This window comes from Blastococcus xanthinilyticus (assembly GCF_008124835.1).
Classification (GTDB): Bacteria; Actinomycetota; Actinomycetes; order Mycobacteriales; family Geodermatophilaceae; genus Blastococcus; species Blastococcus xanthinilyticus.
In genome coordinates, this window is record NZ_VNHW01000002.1 from 12,374 (window position 1) to 28,140 (window position 15,767).

Sequence of the window (15,767 nt, forward strand, 5' to 3'; positions counted from 1 at the left end):
GTCGGAGCGTCGGTCCCGGTCAGTGACCGGTCTTGGGAGCGAAGAAGCGGCTGATCAGGCGAGCCACGATGTTGAGCGCCATGACAATGATGATGAGCAGCAGCGCCGCCGTCCAGGCCCGGTCGAGGAAGGCCTGGGCGTCCACGCCCGGCTGGGTGAGCTGGTAGTAGGCGAAGACCGGCAGCGTCGCCATCCGGCCGTCGAAGGGGTTGAGGTTGGTGCCGGTGATCAGCCCGACGGTCACCAGCAGCGGTGCCGTCTCACCGACGACGCGGGCGACGGCCAGCGTGACCCCGGTGCCCAGGCCGGCGATGGCGGTGGGCAGGACGACCTTGACGACGGTGCGCCACTTGGGCACCCCGAGGGCGTAGCTGGCCTCCCGCAGCTCGTTCGGGACGAGCTTGAGCACCTCCTCGCAGGACCGGACGACCACCGGGATCATCAGCACCGAGAGGGCCACGGCGCCCATGACGCCGAGCCGGATGCCGTTGCCGAAGATCAGGGTGAACAGCGCGAAGGCGAAGAGACCGGCGACGATCGACGGGATGCCGGTCATGACGTCGACGAAGAAGGTGATCGACTTCTTCAGCCGCCCGGAGCCGTACTCCACGAGGTAGATCGAGGTGAGCAGCCCGATCGGCACGGAGATGGCCGCGGCCAGCGCCGTGATGATCAGCGTCCCGAGGATCGCGTGGTAGGCGCCACCGCCCTCACCGACGACCCGGAACATGGAGTTGGTGAAGAACTGGCCGTCGAAGCGGGCCAGGCCCTTGTCGAGCACGGTGTAGACCAGCGAGACCAGCGGCACCATCGCGACGGCGAAGGCCGTGGTGACCAGCGCGGTCACCAGTCGGTCGGTGGCCTTGCGCCGGCCCTCGACGGCCCGCGACCCGGCGTACACGGCCAGCGTGCCCAGGACGGCGCCGTAGAAGACGGTCAGCGCCAGGCTGAAGCCGGTCAGCGCCGACAGCAGGGCGCCGACCGCCACGCCGGCGGCGTAGAGCGCGAGCGGCGCCAGCCGGGGCAGCTTGCGTCGGTGACGGATCGGGCCGCTCGGCTCCTCGGCGGCCCGGACCGGGGACTGGGTCTCGAGGCTCATCAGTTGGCTCCGGAGAAGTCGGCGCGGCGGTTGACGATCCACCGGGCGAGCATGTTGACCGCCAGGGTGATGAGGAAGAGGACCAGGCCACTGGCGATCAGGGTGTTCACGTCCAGCCCGGTGGCCTCCGGAAAGCGGAGCGCGATGTTCGACGCGATCGTCGACGGGCTGGAGTTGCTGATCAGGTTGAGCGTCGCGGCGGCGCCACCGGACAGCACGATGGCCACGGCCATCGTCTCGCCCAGCGCGCGGCCCAGCCCCAGCATCGCGCCGGCGATGACGCCGGACTTGCCGTAGGGAATCACCGCCATCTTGATCATCTCCCAGCGGGTCGCACCCAGGGCGAGCGCGGCCTCGCGGTGCAGCGCGGGCGCCTGGATGAACACCTCGCGGGAGATGGCCGAGATGATCGGCAGGATCATGACCGCGAGCACGAGGCCGACGGTGAACATCGTCCGGCCGGTGTTGGACGCCGGCCCGGCGAACAGCGGGATCCAGCCGAGGTACTCGGCGGCCCACTCGTGGAAGGGCAGCAGGGCCGGAGCCAGCACGGTCAGGCCCCAGAAGCCGTAGACGACGCTCGGGATAGCGGCCAGCAGGTCGATCACGTACCCCAGCGCGGCGGCGACCCGGCGGGGCGCGTAGTAGGCGACGTACAGCGCGATCGCGACGGCGAGCGGGGTCGCGACCAGGAGCGCGAGGACGGCCGCGAGGAGCGTGCCGACCACGAGCGGCGCGATGTAGCCGGCCAGTCCGGCGCCGCCGGGGATGTCCTCGGCGGGTGCGACCAGCGCCGGGAGCGCCCTGCTGATGAGGAAGGCGGCCACACCGGCGAGGACCAGGAGGATGAAGATCCCGGAGCCCTTGGCGCTCGCGGCGAAGAGGCGGTCGCCCGGCCGGCGCACCGTGCGCTGCCCGGGGGGTTCGGTCGGGGCCTTCGTGGCGGTCACCGCTGCTCCGTCGGAGTTCGTGGATCCGGGTCGTCGTGGTCCTGTGCCCGGGGTCCGGGCGGTGCGATGGCCCGGGACGTCGGTACGACGTCCCGGGCCATCGCGGCGGGCTGGATCAGCTCGCGGCGGTGATGGCGTCGATCGCGCCCTGCGCCTGCTCGCGCAGTGCGTCGGAGATCGGCGCGTTGCCGGCATTCTCCTCGGCGGCCTGCTGGCCCGCCTCGCTGATGACGTACTCCATGAAGGCCTTCACGTTGTCAGCGGTGCCCTGGTCGTCGTACTCGATGCAGCCGACGTGGTAGCTGACCAGCACGATCGGGTACTCGCCCGAGCCCTCGGTCTGGCGGTTCAGCTCGATGGCGAAGTCGTACTCGCCGCGACCCTCGACGGCCGGGGAGTTCTCGACGACGGCGGAGGCGGACTCGGCGCTGGGTGCGACGAAGTCCTCACCGACCGCGATGTTGGCCACGCCCAGGTTCTCGGTGCGGCTGGCGTCGGCGTAGACGATCGCGCCGGGGGTCTGCCCCGCGACGCTGACGACACCGGAGGTGCCGCTGGCGGCCTCGCCGCCGGGGAGCGGCCAGACGCCGTCGGGCTCGGCGGTCCAGACGTCACCGGCGGTCTGGAACAGGTAGTCGGTGAAGTTCTCCGTGGTGCCCGAGTCGTCGGAACGGTGCACGGGGGTGATGGCCTGGTCCGGCAGGGTGGCGTCCGGGTTGTCCGCGGCGATCGCCGGGTCGTTCCAGTTGGTGATCGTCCCGGAGAAGATGTTCGCGATGGTGGCCGCCGAGAGGTTGAGGTCCTCGACGCCTTCCAGGTTGTAGGCGACCGCGATCGGGGAGATGTAGTTCGGCAGCTCGAAGACCTCGCCACCGGCGCAACGCTCCTGCGCGGCCGTCAGCTCCTCCTCGTCCAGCGCGGCGTCCGAGCCGGCGAAGTCGACGGCGCCGCTGATGAACTGCTCGCGGCCGGCGCCGGAGCCCTCGGGGGCGTAGCTGAAGTTGACGTCCGGGTACTCGCCCTGGAAACCGGCCTGCCAGGCCTCCATGGCTGCCTGCTGGCTGCTGGCACCGGCGCCGACGAGGTCGCCGCTGAGCGAGGCCTCGCCACCGCCGGTGTCTCCGCCGGCGGTCTCGGTCTCGTTCGATGCACCGCAGGCGGCGAGCGCGAGGGTGCTCGCCAGCGCCACGGTGAGCGTGGTGGCGCGCGTCTTCGTGCTGAGCTTCAACTCAGGGCCTCTCAGGTTCGCCCGGACCTTTTCCGGGCAGCGTGGGACCGACGAGAGGGACGGTAGGGAGCCCAGGTGGCTGCTCGGCCCAGGTCAGGTGAACGGCCGGTGAACGGGCGCCGAGGACTCAGATGATCATGGGTGGCGAGCGTCACCTTAGCCTCGGAACGGTCGTTCGCGCACGTGCACGAGCGTGTCCCGCGGTGCGGAGCCGCGGTCCGCGCCGGTGCCTCAGGCGGCGTCGGGCACCCCGCGACGCGGTTGCCCGGGGGGCCGGCCGGCGGCCGGTGCCCAGCTCCGTGCCGCGCCCGGGCGGACCACCGCGACCGGCCGCCCGGTCCCGGCCACCTGCGCCACGGCGTGCTGGGCGAGGGCGGCGAGGGCGCGGCGGCCGCCGGCGGACGCGTCCAGGGCCGGCAGGAGGTGCACCTCGACCACGAGGTCCCGCAGGGCGGCGATCCGGACGATGCTCCCCAGCAGGGTGCCGTCGCGGACCTGGGCGGGCAGCGCGGGCGCCGGCACCCCGCCGGCGCGGTGCCGGATCGCGACAGGGCAGACCAGCGCGCCGGCGTCCACCGCGGCCTGGAAGAACGGCGGGGAGAACCGCCCCGGCCCGGACCGGCGGGTGGCGCTGCTCCCTGGCCGCACGGAGATCGGCTCGCCCCGGCGCAGCAGCGCAGCGGCCCGGTCGACGGCGGCGGCCACCGAGCGGGGCCGGTCGCGGGAGACCGGGATCGCGCCGAGCCGCCGCGCCAGGCCGCCGACGAGCGCGCGGTCGCCGATCGCGGCGTCCGCCACGGGCGTCGCCCGGACGGCGACGAGCAGCGCCAGCTCGTCCAGCCACGTGCCGGAGTCGCTCACGACGAGGTGACCCCGCCCGGTGCGGGGCCAGGGCGCCGACGGGTTGACCACCTCGACCCGGACGCCGAGCGCGGTCAGCACGCCGGCCGCGGCGCAGACGGCGATCCGCCGCTGGGTGCGCCGGCCGGCGCGGGACATGACCCGGATCCGGACGGCCGTGCCGATCAGGACCCCGGTCAGGCGGAGCAGGCGGCGACGGCGGGTGGCCCGGTCGACCGACGGCCGGGACGAGTCGGGTCCGACCGTGCCGGGCGGGTGCACCCGCGTGCGGGCGGTCATCGCCGGCCCCCGGCGGAGCCGAGCGCGCGGGCGGCCACCGCGCTCAGCGGGACGACGACGTAGAACTCGGCGATGCCGGCGGCGCGGTCGTGGGCGGGCCGGCCGCACACCACCCCGCCGGAGCGCAGGCAGCCGCGCAGGGGCGACGGCAGGGGCGGCTGCCCGGGGACGCCCCGGCCCTCGACGTCGAACGGGAGGTGCGGCACCACCCGGAGCGCCGCCGGGGCGAGGTGCCGCGGGCGGACGACGTCCCAGATGCCGGCCGCGGTCGACCCGCCGTCGGTGAGCGGGATGCACGCGCAACCGGCGAGGAACGGGTGTCCCCGCTCCAGGACGTACCGCAGCACGCCGGCCGACAGCCGGCTGGTGACCGCCGCCGGGCGGTGCGCGGGGTGCACGTAGCTGCGCCCGGCCGCGACGGTCCACGGCCGCAGCCGCGCGTGCCGGGCCAGGTCGAACCGGTCGTCGCCGTAGCTGCGGGCCAGCGCCATGGTGCGTTCCGGGGGGAGCAGTTGGCAGGTGCCGACGACCTCGTCGTCGGCCTCGTCCCGGACGACGAGGTGGTCGCACAGGTCGTCCCACTCGTCCAGGTCGTCCCTGGCGGAGGTCGCCGTGCCGGCCCGGGCGGCGGACCCGGCCGCGAGCACGGAGGCGCGGAGGCGCTGGGCGGCGGGGACCTCGGAGCGCCGGGCCAGGGACGTCCGGTAGCGCGCCGGCCCGGGCGGGCGGGCCGGCGGGGCGGGGGTGGGCATCACGGCGACCTCGCTGTCCGCGAGCCCCGGACGGGCTCGCCTGCGGGCAGGCTGGCGCGCGCAGGTGGACAGCCGGTGGCCGGAAGCCAGCATGTCCCCGACGATGCGGCGACGAGACGCGGGTGCGCCCCGGCATCCGGGGATGCCGGGGCGCACGCGGAGGTCGTGCGTCAGCACGCGGCCAGGGGCCGCGCGGGTGTGCGCGGGGTCAGATCGCGCCCTTGTCCCAGGGGCCCCGGATCGCGAAGCTGACGCCGGGGGTCTGGATGTTGACGAACAGGACCTCGCCGCCGGGGCTGAAGCAGGCGCCGGCGAACTCGTTGTTCATGTCCGCCTCCTCGCCCTCGATGGTGTTCCGCGCGAAGTCGAAGATCCGGCCCTGCTCGTCGAGGGCGCGGACGAACTGCTCGTCGCCGCCGTCCTCGCAGAGGACCAGGCCGCCGCGCGGGCTGACGGTCAGGTTGTCCGGCGAGTCCAGCACCTCCTCGGAGGGGGACTCGAAGAGCAGGGTCAGCGTGCCGCCGGAGCGGCCGCGCGGGCGGAACTCCCACACCTGACCGGCGCCGACGTCACCACCGCTGGTGGCGTTGAAGAAGATGCTGCCCCCGTCGTACCAGCAGCCCTCGAGGCGGGCGAAGGCCGCGCCGCCCTTGGCGAAGCCCTGGTTGAACACCGACTCGGTGGTGATGTCGGCCGGGTCCGGGTCGTCGATGGTGACCCACTCGACCTGCAGCGGCTCGCCCACGCGGCCGCTGAACCCCTGGTACGTGCTCAGCTGCGGCTGGCCCTTCACGGCGAGCATCTGGAGCGTCCCGCCCTCGGCCAGGTAGCCGGGCTTGTTGGGGAGGAAGCGGTAGAAGCCGGAGGTGTTGCCGCTGTCCTCGGTCTCGTAGACGGTCCCGTTCGCCGGGTCGACCGCCACCGCCTCGTGCGCGAAGCGGCCCATCGCCGGGTAGGGGCCCTGGGTGCGCTTGCGGTCGGGACCGTTGGCCGGCACCTCGAAGATGTAGCCGTGGTTCTTCGCGAACCCGTTCTGGGTGCCGTTGACGGTCTCCTCGCAGCTCAGCCAGGAACCCCAGGGGGTGGGGCCACCGGCGCAGTTGACCGAGGTGCCGTTGAGGCTGATGAAGCTGTCGACCAGCGTCAGGGAGCGCGTGTCGAAGGTCAGGGTCGTCGTACCGCCGGCGGCCATCGGGTCGTAGGCGGACGCCGGGTTGCCGATGAGGTCGCGGTCGTAGTCGCGGCCGGTGTAGTCGCCCGGCTCCTGGCCCGCGTCGATCGGGGAGTAGCCCTGCTCGTGGTTGCGGACCAGCTTGATGATGCCCCGGTAGCTCTGCGGCTCCTTGAAGGTCGCCATGCCGTCGTGCCGGCCGGGGGTGGGGTAGCCGTCGGAGCCGATCGCCGCCGGCAGGCCGAGCGCTGCGGCGTACTCGGCCGCGTGGCCGAACGAGGCGTACTCGAAGCCGGCCGGCAGGCTCAGCAGGGTGCGCCCGGTGGTCCGGTCCTTGGTGGGCTGCAGCGGCCCGTAGCCGCCGTTGTCCGGGGCCTTCAGCTCCGGGCCGCGGCGGCCGGGGGCGGCGAGTGCGCCGTGGGCACCCAGGAGCTGGGTGCCGCTGGCGAGCATGGTCCCGGCGGTGACCGCTGCGCCACGCGCCAGGAACTTGCGTCGATCGAACGAGGTGGTCATGAACCCGCTTCTCCTTGTGTGGTCCGCGGGGCTGATGTGGCCCCAGGGCCTGGCCGACGCTAGGGAGGGCAGGAGGCGCTGAGCCGTCCCGCGGGCGAACCCCTCGACAACGGTCGGGGCCCGGCGTTCACCTCGCGGACGCCTCGTCGGGAGTGCGTCCGCCCGCCTCCTCCTGCCGTCGGGCGCAGCGGGCATCCCGGCGTCGCCCCCCGGCGGGTGGTGCGGTGTTCCCTCCGAGTTCACTCGGTGCCGTCCCGCCCCGCATAACGTCCCGGTCATGACCGACTCCCTGGTGATGGATCCCGGAGTGGCCGCCGCCGTGCCGGTCCTCCGGACCGCTGCACCCGCCCGCGCGGGCCTCCTGCCCTTCCCCGCGGTGGCTGGTGGGGGCCCCCGGGTGCTGGTGGTCTTCGCCAGCCGGCACGGGGCGACCCGGGAGATCGCGGCCGAGCTGGCCCGGTGGTCGTGCGCCTCCGAGGCCGGCCGCGGCGGCCGGCTGACCGCCGCGCTGGCGCCGGTCGAGCTGCAGCCAGATCCCTCCGCTTTCGACGCCGTGGTGGTGGGCAGCGCCCTGTACTCGGGGCGGTGGCTGGAGCCGGCCCGCCGCTACCTCGCGGACGTCGCACCGGAGCTGAGCCGCCGGCCGACGTGGCTGTTCTCCAGCGGCCTGGGCGGCGACCAGCCGTGGGGCCCCGGCGGCGAGGACGCGGAGGTGCGCGCGTTCGGCGACCGGATCGGCGCGCGCGGGCACCGCGCCTTCCCCGGCCGGCTCGAGCGGCGGCTGCTGTCGGCCGCCGAGCGGAGCGTCTGGCCGGCCGGGAGCGCGGCGGGCGATCTCCGGGACTGGCGCGCGGTCCGCGGCTGGGCCGAGGAGATCGCCGCCGGAGCCGTCGCCCGGTGCGCGGTGCCCGTCCCCGGCTGACCGCCGTCCCGGCGGCGGCGCGGACGGGCTCAGCCGCCCTGCGGCTCCCGGTGCCAGGACACGTCGACGGCGAACCGGCGGAAGCCCCGTCCCTCGTAGAGCCGCACCGCTGCCGCGTTGTCCTCCTCGACGTAGAGCAGGACCTCGCCCAGCCCCCGTCCGCGGAGGTGGGCCAGGCCCAGGTCGGTGAGCGCGCGGCCGAGCCGCATGCCCTGCGCCGCGGGGTCGACCCCGAGCACGTAGATCTCGCCGACCGCGTCGTCCCCGGCGTCCCCCGGCGGGTGCACCTTCGTCCAGTGCGACCCGAGCAGCGTCCCGCCGGCGTCGGGGTCGCCGCGCCACGCCATGAGGAACCCCGCCGGGTCGAACCAGGGCTCGGCCTCCCGGAGCGCCAGGTCCGCACGCGTCATCCGGCCCTGCTCGGGGTGCCAGTCGAAGGCGCGCGCGTTGACCGCCAGCCAGGCGTCCTCGTCTCGGCCTGGGCGGAACGGCAGCACGTGGACGTCGGCGGGCAGCTCGGGGCGCGGGTCGGGGTCCACGCCGGCCAGGTCGCGGCGCAGCTGCAGCAGGACGCGGGCGCGCCGGAAACCGTGCGCGCCCAGCAGCTCCGCCGACCCGGGGAGGTCGCCGTGGGCCCAGACGTCCAGCGGGCGGTCCGCCGCCGCCTCGACCAGGCGCCGCACCAGCGTCGTACCGTGCCCCCGTCGCCGGAAGGCGGGGTGCACCACGAGCTCGGCGGTGCCGTCGTCGAGCCGGGCGTAGCCGGCGAGGTCCCCGCCGTCACGGACGACCAGGTCCACCCCGCCGGGAGAGCCGTGCTGCAACCGCAGCTCGCCCTCCTCCGACAGGGGGCGCACCCCGTCCGCGGTGGCGGCGGCCCGCAGCAGCGCGCGGACCTCGAGGACGTCCGTGCCGGTGGTCACGTGCCCATCAGACCAGCTCGGCGTCGCTCTCCGTGCGGGCGGCCTGCGCGGTGGCGTCGGCGACCTGCCGGTCCAGCTTGTAGCCGACGTTGCGCACCGTCCCGATCAGCGCCTCGTGCTCGATGCCCAGCTTGGCCCGTAGCCGGCGCACGTGGACGTCGACGGTGCGCGTGCCGCCGAAGTAGTCGTAGCCCCAGATCTCCTGGAGCAGCTGTGCCCGGGAGAAGACCCGCCCGGGGTGCTGGGCCAGGTACTTCAGGAGCTCGAACTCCTTGTAGGTGAGGTCGAGGGCGCGGCCGCGCAGCTTGGCGGAGTAGCTGTGCTCGTCGATGACCAGCTCGCCGGCCTGGGTGACGGCCGCGTCGGCGCCGTCGGCCGGGGCGGCGGCGGCGAGGCGGCGGGCGGTGGCCCACTTGAGCCGGGCGTCGACCTCGGCGGGGCCGGCGGTGTCGAGGAGCACGTCGTCCACGCCCCAGTCGGCCGACAGCGCGACCAGGCCGCCCTCGGAGAGCACGGCGACCAGGGCGGCGGCGACGCCGGTGGAGGAGAGCAGGCCGCACAGCGTGCGGGCCTGGATCAGGTCGTGCCGGGCGTCGACCAGGACCACGTCGCCGGAGTCGCCGTCGAGCAGGCTGGAGAGCTCGGGGGCGACCACGCGCACCTGGTGGCCGAGCAGCCCCAGGGCCGGCAGCACCTCGGTGGTGGCCTGGCGGGCCGAGGTCATGAGCACGAGTCGCATGTCGTCTCCTCTGGGGTCCAGGGCCGGCGGGCGACGGCCGGACCTACGACGACGCTGTCGAGGTGAGGCAGCAGGATAGCGGACGCGCCCGGCCACCAGCCCCTCTCGCCCACCCCGGGCGGGTCAGCCCAGGGCGATGTCCCGTTGCCGGAAGCCGGTGAGCCCGGCGGCCAGGAGCACGGCGGCCGCCACGACCAGCCCGGCGAGGGGGGCGAGGGTCCACTCCTCGAGCGGCAGCGTCGGGACCCAGCTGATCGGCGAGAGGTCGCTCACCCAGCCCGGCCAGTCGAAGGACTCGGCGAACAAGGTGATCAGCAGGAAGAGGCCGACCGCCGACCACGCCGCCGCCGCCGCGACGCGGGGGAGCAGCCCGAAGAGCGCGACCGCCACTCCGGCCACCACCCAGACGGCGGGGACGTAGGACACGGCGGCTCCGACCATCCGGCCCAGCGCCGCCGCCTCCCCGGTCTGCGCCGCGCGCACCAGGCCGGTGGTGACCCCGGCGACGGCCATCGCCAGCGCCGAGCCGAGCAGGGCGACGAGCACGTGGCTGCCCAGCCAGGCCGACCGGCTGGTCGCCGTGGCCAGCAGCACCTCGGCCCGGTCCTCGGACTCCTCGCCGCGGGCCCGCAGCACCGCTGACACCGCGTAGGCCGAGGCCAGCAGCGCCGTGACCGCGAACGTCGTGCCGAGGTAGGCGTCGACCAGCTGGTCGACGTCCGGGTCGCCGAAGAGGGCCAGCGCCTCCTCGTTCTCCCCGATCAGGGTCTCTACTGACTCCGCCAGGGCGCCGTAGACGACCCCGAGCAGACCCAGCCCGACGGTCCAGGCGATCAGCGCACCCCGGTGCAGGCGGACCGCCAGGCCCAGGGGGGAGAGCAGGGTCCGCCGGGCGGCGGGCCGGCCGGGGCGCGGCTGGAGGAGGCCGGAGCCGAGGTCGCGCCGGTCGAGCAGGGCGAACCCCGCGACGACGAGCGCGGCGGCCACGGCCAGGCACAGCAGCAGCGGGACGACGGCGTCGTCGGTGAACGGGTGGGTGGCCTGCGCCCAGCCGATCGGGGAGGTCCACACCACCCAGTTGCCCTCGATGTCGCCGATGGCGCGCAGCACGAACGCGACCGCGAAGAGCCCACCGACCAGGCCGTAGACCCCGCGGGTGTGCCCGGTCGCCTGGACGGCGACGGCGGTGATCCCGGTGAAGACCAGGCCGCACGCGCCCACCGCGGCGCCGAGCGCGAACGACCCGGGCGCCGGCAGCCCGGTCGCGGTCGTGGCCGCGCCGATCGCCAGCGCCAGCGCGCCGCACGCCAGCGCGGCGAGCAGCACGGCCGCCAGCAGGGGTGCGTGCCGGCCGACGCGCGCCGACCGGAGCAGCTCGGTGCGGCCGGCCTCCTCGTCGGCCCGGGTGTGCCGGGCGACGGTGAACATCGCCATCAGCGCGGCGATCAGCATCACGGTCGCGGAGATCTCGAAGGCGACCGCGCCGGCGACGGTGTCCAGCCCGACCGGGGGGCCGGCCAGCGCGATGGTCGCCGCGTTGCTGCCGACCGAGGCCCGGTAGGCGGCCAGGTCCGCGGAGGTCTCGTACAGGGCCTGGCTGGAGATCGACTGGGTGACCACCATGAACGTGCCGGCGGCGATCCAGACCGGCAGCCGCAGCCGGTCACGGCGCAGCGCGAAGCGGAACAGCGCGCCGGTGCCGGCGAGGGTGCTCGAGCCGGTGCTCACGACCGCCCCGCTCCCTGGCCTGCCGGCACGCCGTCGGCCGCGAGCTCGTCGCCGTAGTGGCGCAGGAACAGCTCCTCGAGGGTGGGCGGGGTGCTGGTCAGGCCGCGCACGCCGAGGCCGGCGAGGTGCCGGAGGACGTCGTCGAGCGCGTCGGTGTCGACGTCGAAGCGCACCCGGCCGTCGTCGTGCCGGAGGTCGTGCACCCCGGGGAGGTCGGCCAGGGCGTCGGCCGGCCGCTCGGTCTCGACGACCATCGACATCCGGGTGAGGTGGCGCAGCTCGGCGAGGGTGCCGCTCTGCACCGTCCGGCCCAGCCGGATGATGCTCACCCGGTCGCAGAGGGCCTCGGCCTCGGCCAGGATGTGGCTGGACAGCAGCACCGTGCGCCCGTCGGCGCGCAGCTCACGGATGCACTCCTGGAACACCGCCTCCATGAGCGGGTCCAGCCCCGAGGTGGGTTCGTCGAGGATGAACAGCTCCGCGTCGGACGCCAGCGCGGCCACGAGGGCGACCTTCTGGCGGTTGCCCTTCGAGTAGGTGCGCGCCTTCTTTCGCGGGTCGAGGTCGAAGCGCTCCAGCAGCTCCGCGCGGCGGCGCGGGTCGAGGCCGCCGCGCAGCGCGCCGATCAGGTCGATCGTCTCGCCGCCGCTGATGGTGGGCCACAGCGTCACGTCGCCGGGGACGTAGGCGAGCCGGCGGTGCAGCGCCACGGCGTCGCGCCAGGGATCGCCGCCGAGCAGCTCGGTGCGGCCCTCGTCGGGGCGCAGCAGGCCGAGCAGCACGCGGATGGTCGTGGACTTCCCGGAACCGTTCGGACCGAGGAAGCCGTGCACCTCGCCCGAGGCGACCTCGAGGTCGAGACCGTCGAGGGCACGGGTGGCGCCGAAGCTCTTTCCCAGACCGGACACGGAGATGGCTGTGGTCGTGGTCACGGCACCCGAAGCTACGCGTCCTTCACAAATTTGTGAAGCTCATTGAATTAGCGACGCTCAGGTACCGTGGGGACGTGACCAGCGCGGAGGCGACGGCGGAGGAGCGGGAGACGCTGCTCAGGTTCGTCGAGCGCTTCGCGCTGTTCCTCCGGGAGGCGGGCATGGCCCCGATGCCCGCGCGCGTCTTCGCCTACGCGCTGGCCGACGACGCCGACCGGTACACCGCCGCCGAGCTCGCCGAGGGGCTGCGGGTCAGCCCGGCCGCGATCAGCGGGGCGGTGCGCCAGCTGGTGCAGATCGGCTTCCTCGTCCGGGAGCGGGAGCCCGGCACCCGCAGCGACCTCTACGTCCTCGACGACGCCGACCTCTGGACCCGCTTCACCAGTGCCGAGCTCAGCTCCCTCCAGCGGATGGAGGACATCGTCGCGGCCGGCATCGACCTGCTGGGGCCCGACCGCCCCGGCGGGCGCCGCCTGGCCGAGACCCGGGAGTTCCTGGCCTTCCTGCACGAGGTGCTCGCCGAGGCCGTCGCCCGCTGGCCCGAGGAACGCCTCCGCCGGGTCGCGCCCGGGAACGGCGCCTGACCCTCGGAGCCCGCGCCCGGGGTGCCCCGGCTCCGGACACGCCCGGTGCGACGGCTCCGCTCGTCGGGCGGACCGGACGCCGCGCTTCTGAGACGATCGGCCGGTGAGTTCCACGGCCGTCCCCTCCACGACGCCGGCCCGGCCGCACCACCTGCCGGCGGCCGGCCTCGCGGTCGTCGTGGCCGCGCTCCTGGCCGGCCTACCCGGGCTGCTCGGGGACGTGGGGGCGCTGGCCGCGGTGCTGGTGCTGCAGCTGGCCCTGGTGCTCTCCTGGGTGCTGGCCACCGGCGTGCAGGGGTTCGCCGCCGCGCTCACCGTCGGCACGGCCGCCGCCGTCGCGGCGGACCTGGCCCTCCTGCTCCCCGCGCGACCGGTCCTCGGCGGCCTGCTGGCCGTCCTCGGGGTGGGCTTCCTCGCCCTGGTGCTCCAGCAGATGGTGCGTTTCCCGCGGCCCGACCTGGTCGACTCGCTGGCCGGGTCGGCGGTGCTGCTCACCGCCGTGACCGCGCTCGGCGCGGTGCTGCTGCTCGAGCGGTCGGGCGAGGGGCCGCTCGTGGTCACCGGCCTCGTGATCGGCGCCGCGCTCGTGGTCGGGCACCTCACCGACGCCGTGCTGCCGCGACCGCAGCTGGCGCCCGGCGTCCCCCGGGGGCTGACCGGCATGGTGCTCGCCGTGCTGGCCGGCGCGGCCACCGCCTGGGCGGTCCGCGACGTCGCCGAGCTCGGCATGCTGCGGGCGCTCCTGGCCGGCGCGGTCCTCGCCGGCGTCGTGGCGCTGGCCGGGGTGGCCGGCAGCTACCTCGCCGTGGAGACGACGGCGGAGGGCCGGGTCGACGCCCTCTCGCCCTGGGCGCCGACCGTCGTCCAGGTCCTGCTGCCGGTCGCCGCCTGCGCACCGGTGGCCCTCGGCGTGCTGACGGTGCTGTGAGGGTCCTCGCGGTCCTGCTCGTCCTGCTGGTCGGTCTGGGGGTCCTCCTCGACCGGATCGCGGTGGCCGTGGCCGAGGACCAGGTCGCCGCGCAGCTCGCCGACCGTGCCGGTCTGGCGGGGGTGCCGGCGGTCGACATCCGCGGTTTCCCGTTCCTGACCCAGGCGGTCGGCGGCAGCTACGAGGAGGTGCGCATCGCGCTGACCGGCGCCGAGCTCGGCCGGCCGGAGGGCACCCGGGCGGAGGTCGTCCTGCGCGAGGTGCAGCTGCCGCTGTCGGCAGTCCTCGCCGGGGACGTGGGCGAGCTGCCGGTCGGCCGCATCGACGGCGTCGCGACGCTCTCCTACGACCTGCTGGCGGAGGAGATCGGCGGGGACACGACGCTCGAGCCGGAGGGCGACCGGCTCCGCATCACCCGCACCGTGGACCTCCTCGGCGGACCGGTGCCCCTGGCCGCGGTGGGCACGGTCTCCCTCGACGGCGACGAGCTGGTCATCAACGTCGAACGCGCCGAGAGCGCGGGGGTCGCCCTGCCCGGCTTCCTGGTCGGCCCGGCCAGCGACCTGCTCGACCTGCGCTACCCGATCGAGCTGCCCTTCGGCCTCCGGCTGACCGGCGTGGCCCCGGCCCCGGACGGCGTCGACGTGCGCGTCGCGGCCGATGACGCGCTGATCGGCGCGGGGTAGCCGCGGGGGCCGGGCGGAATGCGGCCCCGGCGACCCGGGTTGGACGGCGGGTGGAGGAGCGGGCGGTGTTCGAGCGGCTGGGTGTGCACCCGGACCGGGCCGAGCTGACCGTCGTCCAGTTCTCCACCGCGTTCTGCGGACCGTGCCGGGCCACCAAGGCCCGCCTGGCACAGCTGCAGGCCACCCGGCCGGGGCTGGCCACGTTGCACGTCGACGCGGAGAGCCACCTGGCCGAGGTGCGGGAGCTCGGCGTCCGCCGCACGCCCGAGCTGTTCTACCTCGACCGCGCGGGCCGGGTGGTCCACCGGAGCAGCGGCGCGCCTGGCCTGGCGGAACTGGTCGCGCTGGTAGACGCCCACGGGGCCGGTGGCGCGTGATCGGCTACTCTCGCGCCGTGGGCTTCCTGCTGACCTCGCGCCGCGCAGTGGACCTGTGCCGCGTCGGCAGCAGCCTGTGTCCGGCTCCCTGAGGGCGGCACCGCACCGCCCGGACGCGCCTCGCGTGCCGCCGGGACGCCCCTGTCTCCCGTGAGCCCCTCGAGCGGCGCCGCGCCCGGTCCGGCGCGCCGGCTCGTCCGCGGACCTGTTCCGCCCCGCAGCAGAACGATCCCCCGCACACCGACCAACGGAGGAACCATGAGTCGCACCGATGTGCTCGTCACCGTCGACTGGGCCCAGGAGAACCTCGGCCAGCCCGGCATCGTCTTCGTCGAGGTGGACGAGGACACCAGCGCCTACGACGGCGGCCACCTCGAGGGCGCCGTCAAGCTCGACTGGAAGAAGGACCTGCAGGACCCGCTGCGCCGCGACTACCTCGACAAGACCGCCTTCGAGGCGCTGCTGTCGGCCCGCGGCATCGGCAACGACGACACCGTGGTGCTGTACGGCGGCAACAACAACTGGTTCGCCGCGTACGCCTACTGGTACTTCAAGATCTACGGCCACTCCGACGTCAAGCTCATGGACGGCGGCCGCAAGAAGTGGGAGCTCGACGGGCGCCCGCTGTCGAAGGACGAGGTCGACCGGCCCGCCACCCAGTACGTGGCGAGCGAGCCCGACCTCTCCATCCGCGCCTTCCGCGACGAGGTCGTGGCGGCCATCGGCAGCAAGAACCTGGTCGACGTCCGCTCGCCCGACGAGTTCTCCGGCAAGATCCTCGCCCCCGCGCACCTGCCGCAGGAGCAGTCGCAGCGGGCCGGTCACGTGCCCACGGCGATCAACATCCCGTGGAGCAAGGCCGCCAACGAGGACGGCACCTTCAAGTCCGACGAGCAGCTGGCCGCGCTGTACGGCGAGCAGGGTTTCGACGACAGCCGGGAGACCATCGCCTACTGCCGCATCGGCGAGCGGTCGAGCCACACCTGGTTCGTGCTCAGCGAGCTCCTCGGCAAGAAGAACGTCAAGAACTACGACGGCAGCTGGGTCGAGTACGGCTCGCTCGTCGGCGTCCCGATCGAGAAGTGAGCTGAC

The 15,767-nt window shown here is 74.7% G+C and carries 17 protein-coding genes; 7 read left to right on the forward strand and 10 right to left on the reverse strand.

Going from position 1 to position 15,767, the window contains the following annotated elements; all coding sequences use genetic code 11:
• Positions 1–19 precede the first annotated feature (19 nt).
• The 6 genes from pstA to BD833_RS02910 all read right to left on the reverse strand — a co-directional run bounded on the left by pstA (position 20) and on the right by BD833_RS02910 (position 6,856).
• On the reverse strand, positions 20–1,099 hold the full coding sequence (pstA, locus tag BD833_RS02885; RefSeq protein ID WP_166531644.1) for a phosphate ABC transporter permease PstA: 1,080 nt from the start codon (positions 1,097–1,099) through the stop codon (positions 20–22).
• Positions 1,099–2,049 carry a phosphate ABC transporter permease subunit PstC gene (pstC, locus tag BD833_RS02890; RefSeq protein ID WP_243737416.1) on the reverse strand — a complete coding sequence of 317 codons (951 nt, stop codon included), beginning with the start codon at positions 2,047–2,049 and terminating at the stop codon, positions 1,099–1,101. Before pstC ends, pstA begins: the two co-directional genes overlap by 1 nt.
• A gap of 115 nt (positions 2,050–2,164) precedes the next feature.
• A complete protein-coding gene (pstS, locus tag BD833_RS02895) occupies positions 2,165–3,277 on the reverse strand; it encodes a phosphate ABC transporter substrate-binding protein PstS (RefSeq protein ID WP_166531646.1) in 1,113 nt (370 codons plus the stop codon).
• A gap of 231 nt (positions 3,278–3,508) precedes the next feature.
• Positions 3,509–4,417 carry a lysophospholipid acyltransferase family protein gene (locus tag BD833_RS02900; protein WP_166531647.1) on the reverse strand — a complete coding sequence of 303 codons (909 nt, stop codon included), beginning with the start codon at positions 4,415–4,417 and terminating at the stop codon, positions 3,509–3,511.
• Positions 4,414–5,169, reverse strand: coding sequence for a GNAT family N-acetyltransferase (locus tag BD833_RS02905; RefSeq protein WP_166531648.1), 756 nt, complete (start codon positions 5,167–5,169; stop codon positions 4,414–4,416). The genes BD833_RS02900 and BD833_RS02905 overlap by 4 nt, the downstream gene beginning before the upstream one ends.
• Positions 5,170–5,377: 208 nt before the next feature.
• Positions 5,378–6,856 (reverse strand): PhoX family protein, encoded by a 1,479-nt coding sequence (locus BD833_RS02910; RefSeq protein ID WP_166531649.1) that lies wholly within the window; start codon positions 6,854–6,856, stop codon positions 5,378–5,380.
• Between the two features lie 277 nt (positions 6,857–7,133).
• On the opposite strand from BD833_RS02910, the gene BD833_RS02915 reads away from it, so the two are divergent.
• Positions 7,134–7,778 (forward strand): flavodoxin domain-containing protein, encoded by a 645-nt coding sequence (locus tag BD833_RS02915; RefSeq protein ID WP_166531650.1) that lies wholly within the window; start codon positions 7,134–7,136, stop codon positions 7,776–7,778.
• 29 nt (positions 7,779–7,807) lie between these two features.
• On the opposite strand, the gene mshD is transcribed toward BD833_RS02915, so the two are convergent.
• The 4 genes from mshD to BD833_RS02935 all read right to left on the reverse strand — a co-directional run bounded on the left by mshD (position 7,808) and on the right by BD833_RS02935 (position 12,100).
• Positions 7,808–8,701 carry a mycothiol synthase gene (mshD, locus tag BD833_RS02920; RefSeq protein WP_166531651.1) on the reverse strand — a complete coding sequence of 298 codons (894 nt, stop codon included), beginning with the start codon at positions 8,699–8,701 and terminating at the stop codon, positions 7,808–7,810.
• 7 nt (positions 8,702–8,708) lie between these two features.
• Positions 8,709–9,440 (reverse strand): winged helix-turn-helix transcriptional regulator, encoded by a 732-nt coding sequence (locus tag BD833_RS02925; RefSeq protein WP_166531652.1) that lies wholly within the window; start codon positions 9,438–9,440, stop codon positions 8,709–8,711.
• 123 nt (positions 9,441–9,563) lie between these two features.
• Entirely contained in the window at positions 9,564–11,168 is a 1,605-nt protein-coding gene (locus BD833_RS02930; RefSeq protein WP_166531653.1) for an ABC transporter permease, read from the reverse strand.
• A complete protein-coding gene (locus BD833_RS02935) occupies positions 11,165–12,100 on the reverse strand; it encodes an ABC transporter ATP-binding protein (protein ID WP_166531654.1) in 936 nt (311 codons plus the stop codon). The genes BD833_RS02930 and BD833_RS02935 overlap by 4 nt, the downstream gene beginning before the upstream one ends.
• Before the next feature lie 74 nt (positions 12,101–12,174).
• Here BD833_RS02935 and BD833_RS02940 point away from each other — a divergent pair, with 74 nt between their 5' ends.
• The 6 genes from BD833_RS02940 to BD833_RS02960 all read left to right on the forward strand — a co-directional run bounded on the left by BD833_RS02940 (position 12,175) and on the right by BD833_RS02960 (position 15,761).
• Positions 12,175–12,684 carry a GbsR/MarR family transcriptional regulator gene (locus tag BD833_RS02940; RefSeq protein ID WP_166531655.1) on the forward strand — a complete coding sequence of 170 codons (510 nt, stop codon included), beginning with the start codon at positions 12,175–12,177 and terminating at the stop codon, positions 12,682–12,684.
• A 103-nt stretch (positions 12,685–12,787) separates the two neighbouring features.
• Positions 12,788–13,612, forward strand: coding sequence for a hypothetical protein (locus BD833_RS02945; protein WP_166531656.1), 825 nt, complete (start codon positions 12,788–12,790; stop codon positions 13,610–13,612).
• On the forward strand, positions 13,609–14,298 hold the full coding sequence (locus BD833_RS02950) for an LmeA family phospholipid-binding protein (RefSeq protein WP_166531657.1): 690 nt from the start codon (positions 13,609–13,611) through the stop codon (positions 14,296–14,298). The genes BD833_RS02945 and BD833_RS02950 overlap by 4 nt, the downstream gene beginning before the upstream one ends.
• Before the next feature lie 65 nt (positions 14,299–14,363).
• Positions 14,364–14,675, forward strand: a complete 312-nt coding sequence (locus BD833_RS02955; RefSeq protein WP_243737417.1) for a TlpA family protein disulfide reductase — start codon at positions 14,364–14,366, stop codon at positions 14,673–14,675.
• Positions 14,676–14,692: 17 nt separating this feature from the next.
• Entirely contained in the window at positions 14,693–14,767 is a 75-nt protein-coding gene (locus BD833_RS23425; protein ID WP_424945166.1) for a putative leader peptide, read from the forward strand.
• A gap of 166 nt (positions 14,768–14,933) precedes the next feature.
• Complete coding sequence (locus BD833_RS02960; protein ID WP_166531659.1) at positions 14,934–15,761, forward strand: sulfurtransferase; 828 nt, start codon at positions 14,934–14,936, stop codon at positions 15,759–15,761.
• The last annotated feature ends 6 nt before the right edge of the window (positions 15,762–15,767 follow it).

Bases quoted from the DNA above. Each gene is read 5' to 3' on its own strand.
- BD833_RS02900 (WP_166531647.1), bottom strand. From the start codon at position 4,417: ATGACCGCCCGCACGCGGGTGCACCCGCCCGGCACGGTCGGACCCGAC.
- BD833_RS02910 (WP_166531649.1), bottom strand. From the start codon at position 6,856: ATGACCACCTCGTTCGATCGACGCAAGTTCCTGGCGCGTGGCGCAGCG.
- pstA (WP_166531644.1), bottom strand. From the start codon at position 1,099: ATGAGCCTCGAGACCCAGTCCCCGGTCCGGGCCGCCGAGGAGCCGAGC.
- BD833_RS02905 (WP_166531648.1), bottom strand. From the start codon at position 5,169: ATGCCCACCCCCGCCCCGCCGGCCCGCCCGCCCGGGCCGGCGCGCTAC.
- BD833_RS02960 (WP_166531659.1), top strand. From the start codon at position 14,934: ATGAGTCGCACCGATGTGCTCGTCACCGTCGACTGGGCCCAGGAGAAC.
- BD833_RS02915 (WP_166531650.1), top strand. From the start codon at position 7,134: ATGACCGACTCCCTGGTGATGGATCCCGGAGTGGCCGCCGCCGTGCCG.
- BD833_RS02925 (WP_166531652.1), bottom strand. From the start codon at position 9,440: ATGCGACTCGTGCTCATGACCTCGGCCCGCCAGGCCACCACCGAGGTG.